General features: G+C 60.3%; 14 protein-coding genes. 8 read left to right on the forward strand and 6 right to left on the reverse strand.

What is annotated here, in order from left to right; genetic code table 11:
* Positions 1–40: 40 nt before the first annotated feature.
* Positions 41–700, reverse strand: coding sequence for a MarC family NAAT transporter (locus tag ACJSDX_RS11050; protein ID WP_407994718.1), 660 nt, complete (start codon positions 698–700; stop codon positions 41–43).
* Between the two features lie 423 nt (positions 701–1,123).
* Here ACJSDX_RS11050 and ACJSDX_RS11055 point away from each other — a divergent pair, with 423 nt between their 5' ends.
* The 8 genes from ACJSDX_RS11055 to ACJSDX_RS11090 are packed head-to-tail and all read left to right on the forward strand — an operon-like array spanning position 1,124 to position 10,576.
* A complete protein-coding gene (locus ACJSDX_RS11055; protein WP_407994719.1) occupies positions 1,124–2,365 on the forward strand; it encodes an FAD-dependent oxidoreductase in 1,242 nt (413 codons plus the stop codon).
* 26 nt (positions 2,366–2,391) lie between these two features.
* A complete protein-coding gene (locus ACJSDX_RS11060) occupies positions 2,392–2,652 on the forward strand; it encodes a sarcosine oxidase subunit delta (protein ID WP_407994720.1) in 261 nt (86 codons plus the stop codon).
* Positions 2,649–5,531: a 2Fe-2S iron-sulfur cluster-binding protein gene (locus ACJSDX_RS11065; protein ID WP_407994721.1), complete on the forward strand. Its 2,883-nt coding sequence runs from the start codon at positions 2,649–2,651 to the stop codon at positions 5,529–5,531. The genes ACJSDX_RS11060 and ACJSDX_RS11065 overlap by 4 nt, the downstream gene beginning before the upstream one ends.
* Before the next feature lie 8 nt (positions 5,532–5,539).
* Positions 5,540–6,223 carry a sarcosine oxidase subunit gamma gene (locus ACJSDX_RS11070; RefSeq protein ID WP_407994722.1) on the forward strand — a complete coding sequence of 228 codons (684 nt, stop codon included), beginning with the start codon at positions 5,540–5,542 and terminating at the stop codon, positions 6,221–6,223.
* A gap of 28 nt (positions 6,224–6,251) precedes the next feature.
* Entirely contained in the window at positions 6,252–7,631 is a 1,380-nt protein-coding gene (glnT, locus tag ACJSDX_RS11075) for a type III glutamate--ammonia ligase (protein ID WP_407994723.1), read from the forward strand.
* A gap of 31 nt (positions 7,632–7,662) precedes the next feature.
* Positions 7,663–8,559 (forward strand): class II glutamine amidotransferase, encoded by an 897-nt coding sequence (locus tag ACJSDX_RS11080; protein ID WP_407994724.1) that lies wholly within the window; start codon positions 7,663–7,665, stop codon positions 8,557–8,559.
* On the forward strand, positions 8,547–9,239 hold the full coding sequence (locus ACJSDX_RS11085) for a GltB/FmdC/FwdC-like GXGXG domain-containing protein (protein WP_407994725.1): 693 nt from the start codon (positions 8,547–8,549) through the stop codon (positions 9,237–9,239). The genes ACJSDX_RS11080 and ACJSDX_RS11085 overlap by 13 nt, the downstream gene beginning before the upstream one ends.
* Before the next feature lie 2 nt (positions 9,240–9,241).
* Positions 9,242–10,576 (forward strand): FMN-binding glutamate synthase family protein, encoded by a 1,335-nt coding sequence (locus tag ACJSDX_RS11090; RefSeq protein WP_407994726.1) that lies wholly within the window; start codon positions 9,242–9,244, stop codon positions 10,574–10,576.
* A 63-nt stretch (positions 10,577–10,639) separates the two neighbouring features.
* On the opposite strand, the gene ACJSDX_RS11095 is transcribed toward ACJSDX_RS11090, so the two are convergent.
* The 5 genes from ACJSDX_RS11095 to ACJSDX_RS11115 form a co-directional block, all read right to left on the reverse strand.
* Positions 10,640–10,813: a hypothetical protein gene (locus ACJSDX_RS11095; protein WP_407994727.1), complete on the reverse strand. Its 174-nt coding sequence runs from the start codon at positions 10,811–10,813 to the stop codon at positions 10,640–10,642.
* A 47-nt stretch (positions 10,814–10,860) separates the two neighbouring features.
* Positions 10,861–11,487 (reverse strand): ANTAR domain-containing response regulator, encoded by a 627-nt coding sequence (locus tag ACJSDX_RS11100; RefSeq protein ID WP_407994728.1) that lies wholly within the window; start codon positions 11,485–11,487, stop codon positions 10,861–10,863.
* A complete protein-coding gene (locus ACJSDX_RS11105; RefSeq protein WP_407994729.1) occupies positions 11,480–12,646 on the reverse strand; it encodes a transporter substrate-binding domain-containing protein in 1,167 nt (388 codons plus the stop codon). The genes ACJSDX_RS11100 and ACJSDX_RS11105 overlap by 8 nt, the downstream gene beginning before the upstream one ends.
* A gap of 54 nt (positions 12,647–12,700) precedes the next feature.
* Positions 12,701–13,720, reverse strand: a complete 1,020-nt coding sequence (locus ACJSDX_RS11110; RefSeq protein ID WP_407994730.1) for an aliphatic amidase — start codon at positions 13,718–13,720, stop codon at positions 12,701–12,703.
* Positions 13,721–13,956: 236 nt separating this feature from the next.
* Positions 13,957–14,352: a hypothetical protein gene (locus tag ACJSDX_RS11115; RefSeq protein ID WP_309564376.1), complete on the reverse strand. Its 396-nt coding sequence runs from the start codon at positions 14,350–14,352 to the stop codon at positions 13,957–13,959.
* Positions 14,353–14,380: the final 28 nt, after the last annotated feature.

A 14,380-nucleotide genomic window follows, 5' to 3' on the forward strand; every position in this document is an offset into this window, starting at 1 on the left:
CATCAAGGCCTCGCGAGAGGCCTTGATCGTTTCTACATCTCTACATCTTGGCGAATTCGATATAGAAGTCGCGTATGCCCGACGCCAGGAACTGTACCGCCACGCAGGTGAGCAGGAAGCCCATGATCTTGGTGACGGCCTGCATGCCGTGCTCGCCCAGCATTTTCTCGATATAGGTGGCCGAGGACAGCGCCAGGTAGGCGATGCCGGTGGTGATGGCAATACCCGCAATGACGATGGGGTCGCCGATGAGGTGGGAGCCTTCGGGAATCTGCGAACCGAAACTCATGATGACCGCGATCGAGCCCGGCCCGGCCATGCTGGGCATCGCCAATGGCGAGAACGAATAATCCAGGTTGGCATGCTTGATTTCGTCAGGCTCCGAATCCACGCTGGAGGACGAATCCAGTCCCGAGAAGATCATGCGCAGGGCCAGGATCAGGATGATGATGCCGCCCGCGACGCGAATCCCCGGCATGGAAATGCCGAACAGGTTGATGATGCCGTTGCCCAGCAACAGGAACGTCGTGAGGATGCAGAACGCGTAGATACAGGCTTTCTTGGCTTGCCGCTTTCTGGTCTCGACTGTCATTTGGCGCGTCAGCGCCATATACAGCGGGATTGTGGTGAGCGGGTTCATAATGGGCAGCAAGCCGATCACGACGATAGAAACGTATTTGAGGGCTTCCAATATGCTCAAGGCTCGGTCCTTTCCTGTGCTGGAGAGTGTGTCTGGATAGGATTCTAATACGGGATGATGTTCTCACCGTTGAGTCTCGATGTCTTCGACGACTTTTTTTGCATGCGCCCTCGCTCAAGACGCACTTTCTCTTTCCCGAGTTTTTCAATTTTTCCAGACTTTGCAGTGATACCTGGCATTCAGGTTGCATGGCCTTTGTTATGCCGCGAAATAGACAAAAACATGCACAAATATGGTGCCTATCACCTTGAATTTGCTTGTTTTTGGTGCAAAGTTTCTTTTTATGAAAAAAAGTTTCATAAATGTGTTGACGCTGTTTTTTGATCTCGGTATAAATGCACTAAAGTTTCTTTTAGAGAAAAAAAGTTTACTTAAAGTGTGTAGTGCAGTGTAGATGACTAACGTCTTTTGGAGCCACGATAAATGCCGTTGAGATTGCTTAAATACGCGTTGAGCAGGGAGTATCCCGGAACGCGTTTTTTCCAGGCGCATACCACCCCGAAGAAATCCTATGACGTGGTCATCATCGGCGGCGGCGGCCACGGCCTGGCGGCGGCGTATTACCTGGCCAAGCACCATGGCATCACCAATGTCGCGGTGCTGGAGAAAGGCTATATCGGCGGCGGCAATACCGGCCGCAATACCACCATCGTGCGTTCCAACTATCTCACGCCCGAAGGCGTGAAGTTCTACGACGCCAGCGTCAAGATCTACGAAGACCTTTCCGAGGAGCTGGACCTCAACCTGTTCTATTCCACGCGCGGCCATTTCACGCTCGCGCATACCGAATCCGCGATGCGCACCATGCGCTGGCGCGCCGAGGTCAACAAGCACGTGGGCGTGGAAAGCTATGTCGTCGGCCCGGACGAAATTGCCAAGGCCTGCCCGCAACTGGATTTGAGCTGTAGCGGCAAGGCGCCCATCGTCGGCGCGCTCTACCATGCGCCGGGCTCGGTAGCGCGCCACGATGCCGTGGCCTGGGGCTATGCCCGCGGCGCGGACCGCCTGGGCGTGGAGATTTTCCAGAACACCGAAGTCACCGGCATCGACGTGCAAGGCGGCCAAGTAGTGGGCGTGAACACCAATAAAGGTTATATCGCCACCAACAATGTGTTGTCCGCGGTGGCGGGCTTTACGCCGAGAATCTGCGAAATGGTGGGCGTGGAAACGCCTATCGTGATCCATCCGCTGCAAGCCTGCGTCACCGAGCCGATGAAGCCTTGGCTCGACACCATCCTCGTCTCCGGCAGCCTGCATGTGTATGTGAGCCAGTCCTCGCGCGGCGAGCTGGTGATGGGGTCCTCGCTCGATCCTTACGAAGTGCATTCCACGCGCTCGACGCTGGATTTCGTCGAGGGGCTGACCTCGCACATGCTGGACATGTTCCCCTTCCTTTCCAATATCAAAGTGGTGCGTCAATGGGCGGGCATGGCCGACATGACGCCGGATTTCGCGCCGGTGATGGGCAAGACGCCGGTCAAGGGTTTCTACCTCGACGCGGGCTGGGGCACCTGGGGCTTCAAGGCGACGCCGATCAGCGGCAAGACCATGGCCGAGACCATCGCGCGCGACCAGGCGCCCGAGTTGATCCATTCCTTCCGCCTGTCGCGCTTCGAGGACTACGAGCTGACCGGCGAAAAAGGCGCGGCCTCGGTAGGCCACTAAGCCAGGGCATAGATAAGGAATACACGATGAAATTACTGACCTGTCCCGTGAATGGAACCAGACCGCTGAGCGAATTCGTCTATGGCGGCGAATTGCGCATCCCGCCCGCTGCCGGTTGCAGCGACAAGGAGTGGGCCGACTACGTGCACAACCGCCACGGCGCGCCCGGCCTCAAGCAGGAGTGGTGGTACCACGCGCCCAGCGGCACCTGGTTCATCGCCGAGCGCAACACATTGACCGACCAAGTGATTCGTACATATCTGAAAGGGCAGGAGGGCAGCAAATGAGCGCGCGTTTGACCAAGCAACAAGGCGAGTGGATCAACCGTGCCGCTGTCGTCAAGTTCAGCTTCGAGGGCAGGGAGTTCAGCGGCTTCGAGGGCGACACCATCACCAGCGCGCTCTGGGCCAATGGCGAAAAAGTGTTGGGGCGCAGTTTCAAGTATCACCGTCCGCGCGGCATCCTCAGCCTGGCCAACCATGACGTCAACGTGATGCTGACCGACGGGTTGGACACCAATATCCGCGGCGACGTGGCGCCCGTGAGCAACGGCGCTGTGTTGGAGGCGGTGAATACCGACGGCGGCGTGCGCAAGGACAAGAGCCGCATCATTGACAGTATCGCCCCGCTGCTGCCCGTGGGCTTCTACTACAAGGCGTTCCATACGCCCAAGAAGATGTTCCCGTTCTGGGAAAACGTCATTCGCAAGGCGGCCGGCCTGGGCGTGGTCAACTTCAACTATCCGCGCATCACCAAGCCCAAGCAGCATATCCATTGCGACGTGCTGGTGGTCGGCGCGGGCGCTTCCGGCCTGTCCGCCGCTATCGAGGCTGGCAAACAGGGCCTGCGCGTGGTGCTGGTGGACGAGAACGCCCAGCTTGGCGGCAGCCTGGGCTTCGACTGGGGCGGCAGCCAGGAATCCAGCAAGCTGTTGGGCGAGCTGGTCGCCGAAGTGCAGGCATTGGCGAATATCCAGGTGATTGCCAGCGCATATGCCGCCGGCTACTATCCTGACCACCTGATTCCCGTGGTGACCAAGGACGGCATGGTCAAGGTGCGCGCCGGGGCGGTGGTGATGGCGAGCGGCGCTTTCGAGCAGCCGCCGGTGTTCCGCAACAACGATATTCCCGGCGTCATGCTCGGTTCCGCCGCGCAGCGCCTGCTGCACCGCTACGGCGTCAAGCCGTTCGAGCATGGGGTGGTGTTCACCGCCAACGACTACGGCTACCGCGTCGCCCACGACCTGCTGGAAGCAGGCGTGAAGGTGGCGGCATTGATCGACCTGCGCACCGAAGTGGACGCGGCCTTGCCTGCCGGGCTGGCGCGGCGTGGCGTGAAAACCCTGCAGGGTAGTGCTGTGTATGAAGTCGAACCTGCTTCCGACAAGTTCAGCGTCAAGGCCGTGGTGGTCGCGCCCTACAACGCCGACAGCGCTGAGGCGGACACCGGCAGCAAGACCCGCATCGAATGCGACGGCGTGGCGATGTGCGCGGGCTGGGCGCCCGCCGCCAACCTGTTGTACCAGGCTGGCGCTGCCATGCGCTACGATTATGGCGTGCACCAGTTCGTCCCCAACAAGCTGCCTGCGGGCATCTTCGCCGCTGGACGCGTCAATGGCGTCTATGCATTAGCCGACAAGCTGGCCGATGGCAAGCGCGCCGCGATTGCCGCGATGCGCCATATCGGCAAAGACTTGGCGGAGGCTGCTAGCGTGCCACTCAGCGCCAGTGCGCAGAGCCACCCTTATCCCATCGTCATGCATGCCAAGGGCAAGAATTTCGTCGATTTCGACGAGGACATCCAGGTCAAGGACTTCATCAACGCCGCCAAGGAAGGCTTCGACAACATCGAGCTGATGAAGCGCTTCACCACCGTCGGCATGGGTCCCAGCCAGGGCAAGCATTCCAACATGAACGCGATTCGCATCCTTGCCCGCCTGCGTGGCGTGCCGGTGGAGCAGATCGGCACCACGACCTCGCGTCCGTTCTTCCATCCCACGCCGATCGGGCATCTGGGCGGGCGCGGCTTCCATCCGCATCGCACCACGCCGCTGCATGACGTCAATGCGGCGCTGGGCGCGGTGTTCACCGATGTCGGCCCCTGGAAGCGCGCCGCCTACTATGCCGTGCCTGGCCTGGGCGTGCAGGACACCATCCTCGCCGAAGTGGAGGCCGTGCGCAGCAAGGCCGGCATCATCGACAGCAGCTCTTTCGGCAAGATCGAGGTGCACGGGCCGGAGGCTGGCGTGTTTCTCGAACGCTTCTTCACTGGCCGCTATGCCGATATGGCGGTAGGCGAGTCGCGCTACACCATGCTGCTCGACGAAACAGGCGTGGTAGTGGATGACGGCTTGGCGCATAGATTGGAAGAGGAATTGTTCTACCTGACTTCCGGTACCTCGAATGCCGCCGCGGTCTACCGCGAGATGCAGCGCTGGCAGCAACTCTGGCAGCTCGATATCGGCCTGGTCAACGTCACCGGCTCCTATGCCGCGGTCAATGTCGCCGGGCCCCTCGCAAGGCAGGTCTTATCCGGCCTCGTGAATTTCAACCTCGGCGAGCAACAGCCGCATAGCGCACGTGAGGCCGAGATTGCCGGTGTGCCGGTGCGCCTGCTGCGCGTGGCCTTCGTGTCCGACAGCACTTATGAGCTGCATGTGCCCACCCCGCAAGCCGCTTTCGTCTGGGAACAGGTGATGCGCGCAGGTTCCAGCCTGGGCCTCAAGCCGTTCGGCACCGATGCGCAGCGCATCCTGCGCCTGGAGATGGGCCATGCCATGCCGGGCGTCGATACCGACGGCCTGACCAACCCGCTGGAAATCGGCGCGGAGCATGCGATTGCCATGGACAAGCCGGACTTCATCGGCAAGCGCAGTTTGCAGATCATCGCCAAGCGCGCGCTCAAGAAAGCCCTGGTGGCGTTTGCGCTCAACCCCGGCTATGCGGGGGAGATGCCGTTCGAGTGCAACCTGGTGATCCGCAACGGCGAGATCGAAGGCCGTGTCACCAGTATTGCGTATTCCAGAACCGTGGGCCGCGTGATCGGTTTCGCCTATGTCGCGCCGCAGCACAGCGGCGTGGGTTCCAGTTTCGAGATCCGCACCGATAGCGGCGCGATAGCGCCCGCGACCGTAGTGCCTTTCCATTTTCTTGCCAGCCAACATTGAGACCTGACATGCAGACAGAAAAACTCATTACTCCCATCGCCCATGCATTGAACCACGCGCATGGCGAACAGATTGCCTGGGACGTCATCGATCAGATGAAAGTGGCGGCTCACTTTGGCGGCAAGGAACTGGAAGAAGAGAGGAAAAAGAATCTGGGAGTCGCTGATGCGAGTTTGCTGCGCAAGTTCGGCGTCAAGGGCGCGCAGGCTGCCGATTGGCTGGCCAGGCAGGGCGTCGCCATCCCGCCGCGTGCCAACACCTGGGCGCGCAACGTGGACGGCAGCCTGGTCTTGCGCCTGGGCAACAGCGAATTCCTGATCGAAGATGCGCCGGGAGGCACAAGCTGCGAAAGGCTGGCACAAGCCTATGCAGGGGCCAAAGGGGTGTATCCGGTGCCGCATGTGGAAGCGTCGTTCGTGATCGGCGGCCACGCGGTGCAGGCGTTGTTTTCAGAGGTTTGTTCTATTGATTTAACTCGCGCTTCGCTCGGCGCACAAGACGTCGTCATGACGCAATTCGCCGGGGTCAGCGTAGTCCTGATACGCCAGGACCTGCAGGAGGAGGAGAGCCTCTACAGGCTGTGGTGTGATAGTTCGTACGGTTCATATTTGTGGGAAGTGATCGCAGGCATCGCTCACGAGCACAAGGGCGGACCCGTCGGGATAGGGCGCTACTTCGCGGCCTATTCATAAAACTCAATTGGACTCGGAGAGTTATGTTATGAAGATAGTAGATGGAAAGTTCACGTATCAGCCAGGCACGCCGGCCGAGCAATTGGCGGCCGCGAAGAAGTTCCTGGCCGACAACGGCGTGAAATACGTGCTGGCGCAGTTCGTGGATATCCACGGCGTCGCCAAGGTGAAATCGGTGCCTGCAGCCCATCTCGAATCCATCCTCAAGGATGGCGCGGGATTCGCCGGTGGCGCGATCTGGGGTATGGGCATCCTGCCCAACGGCCCGGACTACATGGCGGTGGGCGACTTGTCCACGCTGAGCCTGATTCCCTGGCAGCCCGGCTATGCGCGCATCATTTGCGACGGCCATGTCGACCAGAAGCCATATGAATACGATTCGCGCGTGGTGCTCAAGAAGCAGGTCGAACGCCTGGCCGCGCAAGGCTGGACACTCTACACCGGGCTGGAGCCTGAATTCTCGCTGCTCAAGCGCGACGAGAAGGGCGCGCTGCATCCCTGCGACGAGACCGACACGCTGCAAAAGCCTTGCTACGACTACAAGGGCATGACGCGGCAGGCCGTGTTCCTGGAACGGCTGACCGAAGCGCTGATCGCGGCCGGGCTGGACGTATACCAGATCGACCACGAGGACGCCAACGGCCAGTTCGAGATCAACTACACCTACGCCGACTGCCTCAAGAGCGCGGACGACTACATCTTGTTCAAGATGGCGGCCAGCCATATCGCCAACGAGCTCGGCATGACCTGTTCCTTCATGCCCAAGCCGTTCGGCAACCGCCCCGGCAACGGCATGCACATGCACATGTCGATCGGCGACGGCAGCAAGAGCCTGTTCCATGACGATGGCGACACGACCGGCCACGGCCTCTCGACGCTGGCCTATCACTTCCTCGGCGGCATCCTGCACCACGCCCCGGCATTGACCGCGCTGGCCGCGCCTACCGTCAACTCGTACAAGCGCCTGGTGGTGAGCCAGTCGCTCACCGGCTCGACCTGGGCGCCCGCCTATATTTCCTACGGCAACAACAACCGCTCGACCATGGTACGCATTCCTTATGGCCGCCTGGAGCTGCGCCTGCCGGACGGCAGTTGCAACCCCTATCTGACCACGGCGGCGGTGATCGCCGCAGGCCTCGACGGCGTGAAGCGCGAGCTGCACCCTGGCCCCGGCCATGCCAGCAACCTGTTCGACCTGAGTCTGGCGGAAATGAAGGAGCAGGGCATCGGCATCCTGCCGCAAAACCTCAACGAATCGCTGGCCCAGCTCGAGGCCAACCAGGTGTTGCGCGATGCGCTGGGCAATTCGCTCACGGAAGAGTTCATCAAGCTCAAGCGCGCCGAGTGGGTCGACTATCAACGCCATGTATCGGATTGGGAAATCAACCGGTACATCGAGTTTTTCTAAATTATTTTGGATTCTATGTAAGGAGAACATCATGTGTGGAATCGTTGGATTGCTGGTGAAGAACCAGAAGTTGCGTGCCAATATCGGAGAACTCATGCTGCCCATGCTGATCGGCATGACCGAGCGCGGCCCGGATTCTGCCGGCCTGGCGATTTTCGGCGCGCCCGTGGATAATAGCGAGCGCAAGTTCAGCCTGTATTGCGCCTCCCCCGAGTTCGACTGGGCCAAGCTCAGCGTCGATCTCAACAACGGCCTCAAGGCCGATGCCAAGGTAGAAGTGAAGGTCAACCATGCCGTGGTGACGACCACCACCAGCCCGGAAAGAGTCAAGGCCTGGCTCAAGGAACATTACCCGCAGGTGCACCTGCTGTCCGTCGGCCAGCTCATGGACATCTACAAGGACACCGGTACGCCGGCGCAGGTTGCGAGCCGCTATGACTTCTCCAAGCTCTCCGGCAGCCACCTCGTGGGCCACACCCGCATGGCGACCGAGTCCGCGATCACCCCGTCGCACGCCCACCCGTTCACCGCGGGCGAAGACTGGTGCCTGGTGCACAACGGTTCCCTGTCCAATGCGCACAGCATCCGCCGCAAGCTGGAGCACGAAGGCATCTCCTTCGAGACCGACAACGACACCGAGGCCGCCTGCCGCTTCCTGCAATGGCGCATGCGCGAGGGCGACGACCTCAAGACCGCGCTCGAGCACGGCTTCGACGAGCTGGACGGCTTCTATACCCTGCTGATGGGCACCAAGGACCAACTGGCGCTGGTGCGCGACCCGTTCGCCTGCAAGCCCGCCATTGTGGCCGAGCATGACGATTATGTCGCGATCGCGTCCGAGTTCCGCTCGCTGGCCCACTTGCCCGATATCAAGAACGCCAAGGTGTTCGAGCCTGCACCAAAGGAGATGTACGTATGGAAACTGTAACATTCGACCTGGAAAAAACCGCGCTGCGCGAGGTGAACCAATACTTGCACAGCGATGCGACGGAACTTGATGGCAAGAAGGTTACCATCACCAACCCGGGCGGCGCGCACAACATTGCCGTCGGCCTCAAGGCTGATGTCGATGTGGTGATCGAGGGGCATGCGGGCTATTACGCTGCAGGCATGAACCAGTTTGCCAACGTGGTGATCGAGGGCAGCGCCGGCACTGGCGTAGCCGAGAACATGATGTCCGGCCGCGTGCACGTAAAGGGCTTTGCTTCCAATGCGGCAGGCGCCACTGCACAAGGCGGCTTGCTGGTGATCGACGGCGATGCAGGTTTGCGCTGCGGTATCTCCATGAAGGGCGTCGATATCGTGGTCGGCGGCTCGGTAGGCAGTTTCTCCGCTTTCATGGCGCAGGCTGGCAACCTGGTGATCCTGGGCGATGCCGGCGAAGCGCTGGGCGATTCCCTCTACGAGGCCCGCATTTTCGTGCGCGGCACTATCCAGAGCCTGGGAGCCGACTGCGAGGTCAAGCCCATGGATGACGAGGCGCGCCAGATACTGGTCAAGCTGTTGAAAGAGTCCGGCTACGCCGATGCCGACCCCGACAGTTTCACGCTGCTGGGCTCCGCACACACGCTGTACAACTTCCACGTAGATAACGCAGGAGCCTATTAATCATGAGCGATACGCCAAAAATCCCGCAAACCGAGCCGCGTTTTTCTGCGACCTTCGACAAGCACACCATGTCCGAGATTCGCCGCGCAGCGGCGACCGGCATCTACGACATCCGAGGCGCGGGCGCCAAGCGCAAGCTGCCGCACTTCGACGACCTGCTGTTCCTCGGCGCCTCGATCAGCCGTTATCCGCTGGAAGGCTACCGTGAGAAATGCGGCACAGACGTCATCCTCGGCAACCGCTTTGCCAAGAAGCCCATCCACCTCAAGACCCCGGTCACGATCGCCGGCATGAGCTTCGGCGCATTGTCCGGCCCGGCCAAGGAGGCCCTGGGCCGCGGCGCGAGCGCCGTGGGTACCAGCACCACCACCGGCGACGGCGGCATGACGCCGGAAGAGCGCGGCCAGTCCTCCATCCTGGTCTACCAATACCTGCCGTCGCGCTACGGCATGAACCCGGACGACTTGCGCAAGGCCGATGCGATCGAAGTCGTGATCGGCCAGGGCGCCAAGCCGGGCGGCGGCGGCATGCTGCTCGGGCAGAAGATCAGCGACCGCGTCGCCAAGATGCGCTGCCTGCCCAAGGGCGTGGACCAGCGCTCCGCCTGCCGCCATCCTGACTGGACCGGCCCGGACGACCTCGAGATCAAGATCGCCGAAATCCGCGAGATCACCGACTGGGAAAAGCCCATCTACGTCAAGGTCGGCGCGACCCGTCCTTACTTCGACGTGGCATTGGCCGTGAAAGCCGGCGCCGATGTCGTGGTGCTGGACGGTATGCAGGGCGGCACCGCCGCGACGCAGGAAGTATTCATCGAGCACGTCGGCATCCCCATCCTCGCGGCGATCCGTCCCGCCGTGCAAGCCTTGCAGGACCTCGGCATGCACCGTAAGGTGCAACTCATCGTCTCCGGCGGCATCCGCAACGGCGCCGATGTGGCGAAAGCCCTGGCGCTGGGCGCGGACGCGGTGGCTATCGGCACCGCCGCGTTGATTGCGCTGGGCGACAACGACCCGCACCTGGAAGAAGAGTACAACAAGCTCGGCACCACCGCCGGCGCCTACGACGACTGGCATGAGGGCAAGGACCCCGCAGGCATCACCACGCAGGATCCCGAGCTCATGAAGCGCCTCGACCCGGTGAAGGCCGGCCGCAGGCTGGCGAACTATCTCTCGGTGATGACGATGGAAGCCCAGGTGATCGCGCGCGCCTGCGGCAAGTCGCACCTGCACAACCTGGAGCCGGAGGACCTGGTCGCATTGACGCTGGAAGCATCGGCGATGGCGAAAGTGCCGTTGGCCGGCACAAACTGGATTCCGGGCGTTTCGCAGTTTTAACCCACCCCGCGTTGTACTGACGTAGTCCCCTAGGGCCTGTTAACGCGATCTTCTTCAATAGCGTTAACAGGCCCTAAGCCAGGCCAAACTGTCATCCGGCAGTTCCCTGGCGTTTTTTTGCCCATGTTGCTTGAAGTACCCATAAAGGAGTAGTGCTTCAGGAGAATGGCGTTTTTCTGCAGGTTTGCGACAATACATCAGCTTTTTATGAGCGATGCCTGCTCCTTTTGCAATCATGGAGCCTTCTTGAGGGAGTCATCACCGATGTGCATGACTCCTTTTTTTCAGCTGTGGAGAATCCCGTCCGCATGCAGGATGGCGCGTGCTATTTCCTCGATGGTCACGCGCTTGAGCATGGCCTGCTCGCGCATGGCTTTGTATGCCTCAATGGCACTGATGTTGCGGGTGCGAGCCAGGATGGTTTGCGCCGCACTGATCTGGTTGGCAGCTTGCAGTTTTTGTTCCAGGCGTTGGTTGCGCTTGTTGAGCGCCTTGATTTCCTGGCAATGGTGAATGGCCATGATCAAGGTGGAGAGGATACCGTTGGCATGCACCGGGCTCGCGAGGATGCCGTGGCAGCCCAGGCTGGTGGCGGTATCGAGGATAGTGGGATTTTCATATTCGACAATGCCGATCAAGGGAATGGCAGAGGCTGGGTTGAGCCAGGGCAGTTTTTTCTTGGCGCTGGCCTCGGCGTTGAGCAGGAAAAATACGATGTCGGTATTTTCCGGCAGCTCTGCCAATGGCGGCCACAGGGTGACGGTCTGGCAGCCGATGCGCAGCAATTGCTGCACCAGGGTGTCGCGGTTTTCGTCCTTGGGATGGAATATGGCGATGCGCGCATTGCGCAGGCTGCGGAACAGGTCCAGCGTGGAGCGCTGGCGCGCGCTGCTTTTGCCGTTGCTAGCCATGCATGGCCTCCGGCAGGTATTGCAGGGTATTCCATTCCTCGCCGGTATGGGTTACCAGATAAGGGTCCGGCGTGACGCCGCCCGCCACGGATTCGGCGATGATGTCGAACATGCCTTGCTCGTTGACCCTTCCCAGGCGCGGGTTGAGCCGGGTGTGGTGGTTGGCCGGGTTGATGGCGACCCGGCCTTGAAGCGCCTGGTATTCGCGGCCCAGAAGGCGCGGCAGCAGCGCCTCATAACTGTCATCGCCGGCTTCCCGCATCGCTTCGGCGAATAGCTGCGCCTGGAAATAAGCCGCTTCCCAGCACATGTTCGGCTCGATCTCGTCGCCGAACTGCTGGCGGAAATTCCGCAGGCAGGCCTGGTTGCGCTCGCTCCCGATCGACTGGAAATAGGGCGCGGAGGTGATGTGCCCTGCCGCAATCCGGCGGCCCATTTCGGCGACCTCCGCCTCGCAGGTGGTGAGGCTGGCAATCGGTATCTTGACGGCGTCCATGCCGATATCGGCATAAGCCTGGTAAAGCATGCGCGTGGCCTTGCCCACTACGGTGGAAAACACGAAATCCGGGGCCTTGGCCTTGATGTCGCGCACGATGGGGATGAAGTCCTTCTCGGTTGCATCGAGCGGCAGGTAGCGCTCGGCGAGCTTCTTGCCGCCGGGCACTTCGAGGATGAAGTCGCTCATGATGCGGTTGGACTCATAAGGGTAGATATAGTCGCTGCCCACCAGGTAGATGCGCGCGCCGAAATGCCGCGTCATGTAATCAGCAAGTTGGGCGCTGTTCTGGTTGGGCGCCGCGCCGGTGTAGATCACGTGGGGAGAGAACTCGAAGCCTTCATAGGGCGTGGGGTAGAACAGCAGCTTGCGCCATTTCTCCACCACGGGAATTACCGCCTTGCGCGTGCTCGACATGTAGCAGCCGAAGATGACGTTGACCTTGTCGTCTCGGATCATGCGCTCGGCAAATGCCTGGTATTGCCGGGGTATGCCTTGCGGATCGTAATAGATTGGCACCAGCTCGCGGCCATGGATGCCGCCTGCGGCATTGATCTCGGAAATGGCGAAAAGTGTGGCGAATGCTTGCGAGCGCTCGATGGTGGCGGTTGCGCCGCTGGTCGAGAACAGGACGCCAACATGAATCGGGTCGGAATTTGCCATGGCTTGCTTTCAGGTTGTGCCCCGGCTCAGCCGGGGCAGGTTGCTGGACATTGCCTAGTTAGGCAGTCCCTCGATCGGGGCCTCCTTGGTGCCCAGGGTCGTGCGCGTGAATGACTCTACCATTTCCCGTGCGCCTTGTGGGTCTTGCACCCATTTGCCGTAGAAGCTGTAAGGGCATTCGGCAACGCCGTGCTCCCCATCCTTGGAGTTGTATACCCCGGTGTAGCCGCGGTGCAGCAGCTTGAACAAGTGGTTCTCGGACTGGCCGTGCTGGCGGAAATCGCGGATCAGGTGCTTGCTCAGCGCCGCATATTGCACGCCGTTTTCCTCTTCGCCGCATTCGCCCAGCGTACGGCCGTCGAAGCCGACGATGGCGGAGTGCCCGAAATAGGAATATACGCCGTCAAAACCCGCGGCATTGGCGACGGCGACATAGGTATTGTTGGCGAACGCCATGGCCTTGCTGATGAGGATTTGCTGTTCCTTGGCCGGGTACATATAGCCTTGGCAGCGGATGATGAGTTCTGCGCCCTTCATGGCGCAGTCGCGCCAGATTTCCGGGTAGTTGCCGTCGTCGCAGATGATCAGGCTGACCTTCAGGCCCTTGGGGCCTTCGCTGACGAAGGTTTCCTTGCCGGGATACCAGCCCTCGATCGGCACCCACGGCATGATCTTGCGGTATTTCTGCACGATCTCTCCCTGGTCGTTCATGAGGATCAGCGTGTTGTATGGCGCCTTGTTCGGGTGTTCTTCATGTTGCTCGCCTGTAATGGAGAACACGCCCCAGACCTTGGCCTTGCGGCAGGCTTCGGCGAAGATCGCGGTTTCCGGGCCGGGTACCGTGGTGGCGTTGTCGTACATCTCCTGGCCGTCGTACATGATGCCGTGCGTGCTGTATTCGGGAAAGATCACCAGGTCCATGCCCGGCAGGCCGGCTTTCATGTTGACCACCATGTCCGCGATCTTCTTGCAGTTGTCGATAATCTCGGCCTTCGTATGCAGGCGCGGCATCTTGTAATTGACCACTGCGACGCCGACGGTATCGTGACTGCTGGAAATATCACCATGTATCATTTTCTTGCTCCTAGGTTAAGTTGTCTGCAAAAATCCAGGATACCCACGCCTGCGACAGGCGAAAAAAAAGCTCGCCAACCGTTTCGAAACGGTTGGCGAGCTTTTTTGCTCTGACCATTACCAGCGCTGTTGCTGGTATGGAAAAATGTTCAGTACGCCGATGTTGGCGTGGATAGTCCTTGGATGAAAATGTAGTCCTCTTTTTCGCGTCCGTCAACAGTGAAAGCGGTCAGGACTTAAATCTGCACGTGCTGTTTTTCTATATGCGTATAAAAACGTGCCACGTCGAATTGTTTGAGGGCGGGGTGTTCGTTGGCGCCCGCAACGTTGGCTAGCCGGGCGGGATCAGGCAATGTCAGCTCCCTGGAAAGGTTGAGTCTGGGATAAATGCCATGAATGTCGGGATGTAATTCAGCCGCCACGATGATGTCGCCGTACATCACCAAGGCGCCTCCCCAGGAGCGGATCAGCCCGCGCTGGCTTACAGGCACCTCGGATGGTGCGGAGGTCTTGATCTGTGCGTCCAGCCAGGCGTAGGCAATCCTGATGCAGTCGTTGCTCTGGTGGACGGGCACAAAGCCCGCATAATTGGCCCTGGCCTTGGCAAGCGCTATGGTTTCGTCGGATAGCATGAATTTTTTCTTGTTGATTATAGTAGAT

Origin of the sequence: Methylobacillus draconifructus, assembly GCF_045984355.1 — a bacterium.
GTDB lineage: Bacteria > Pseudomonadota > Gammaproteobacteria > Burkholderiales > Methylophilaceae > Methylobacillus > Methylobacillus flagellatus_A.

Coding starts and splice junctions, on each gene's coding strand:
- ACJSDX_RS11055 (WP_407994719.1), top strand. CDS start 1,124: ATGCCGTTGAGATTGCTTAAATACGCGTTGAGCAGGGAGTATCCCGGA.
- ACJSDX_RS11070 (WP_407994722.1), top strand. CDS start 5,540: ATGCAGACAGAAAAACTCATTACTCCCATCGCCCATGCATTGAACCAC.
- glnT (WP_407994723.1), top strand. CDS start 6,252: ATGAAGATAGTAGATGGAAAGTTCACGTATCAGCCAGGCACGCCGGCC.
- ACJSDX_RS11065 (WP_407994721.1), top strand. CDS start 2,649: ATGAGCGCGCGTTTGACCAAGCAACAAGGCGAGTGGATCAACCGTGCC.
- ACJSDX_RS11105 (WP_407994729.1), bottom strand. CDS start 12,646: ATGGCAAATTCCGACCCGATTCATGTTGGCGTCCTGTTCTCGACCAGC.
- ACJSDX_RS11115 (WP_309564376.1), bottom strand. CDS start 14,352: ATGCTATCCGACGAAACCATAGCGCTTGCCAAGGCCAGGGCCAATTAT.
- ACJSDX_RS11080 (WP_407994724.1), top strand. CDS start 7,663: ATGTGTGGAATCGTTGGATTGCTGGTGAAGAACCAGAAGTTGCGTGCC.
- ACJSDX_RS11060 (WP_407994720.1), top strand. CDS start 2,392: ATGAAATTACTGACCTGTCCCGTGAATGGAACCAGACCGCTGAGCGAA.
- ACJSDX_RS11095 (WP_407994727.1), bottom strand. CDS start 10,813: ATGATTGCAAAAGGAGCAGGCATCGCTCATAAAAAGCTGATGTATTGT.
- ACJSDX_RS11085 (WP_407994725.1), top strand. CDS start 8,547: ATGGAAACTGTAACATTCGACCTGGAAAAAACCGCGCTGCGCGAGGTG.
- ACJSDX_RS11090 (WP_407994726.1), top strand. CDS start 9,242: ATGAGCGATACGCCAAAAATCCCGCAAACCGAGCCGCGTTTTTCTGCG.
- ACJSDX_RS11100 (WP_407994728.1), bottom strand. CDS start 11,487: ATGGCTAGCAACGGCAAAAGCAGCGCGCGCCAGCGCTCCACGCTGGAC.
- ACJSDX_RS11110 (WP_407994730.1), bottom strand. CDS start 13,720: ATGATACATGGTGATATTTCCAGCAGTCACGATACCGTCGGCGTCGCA.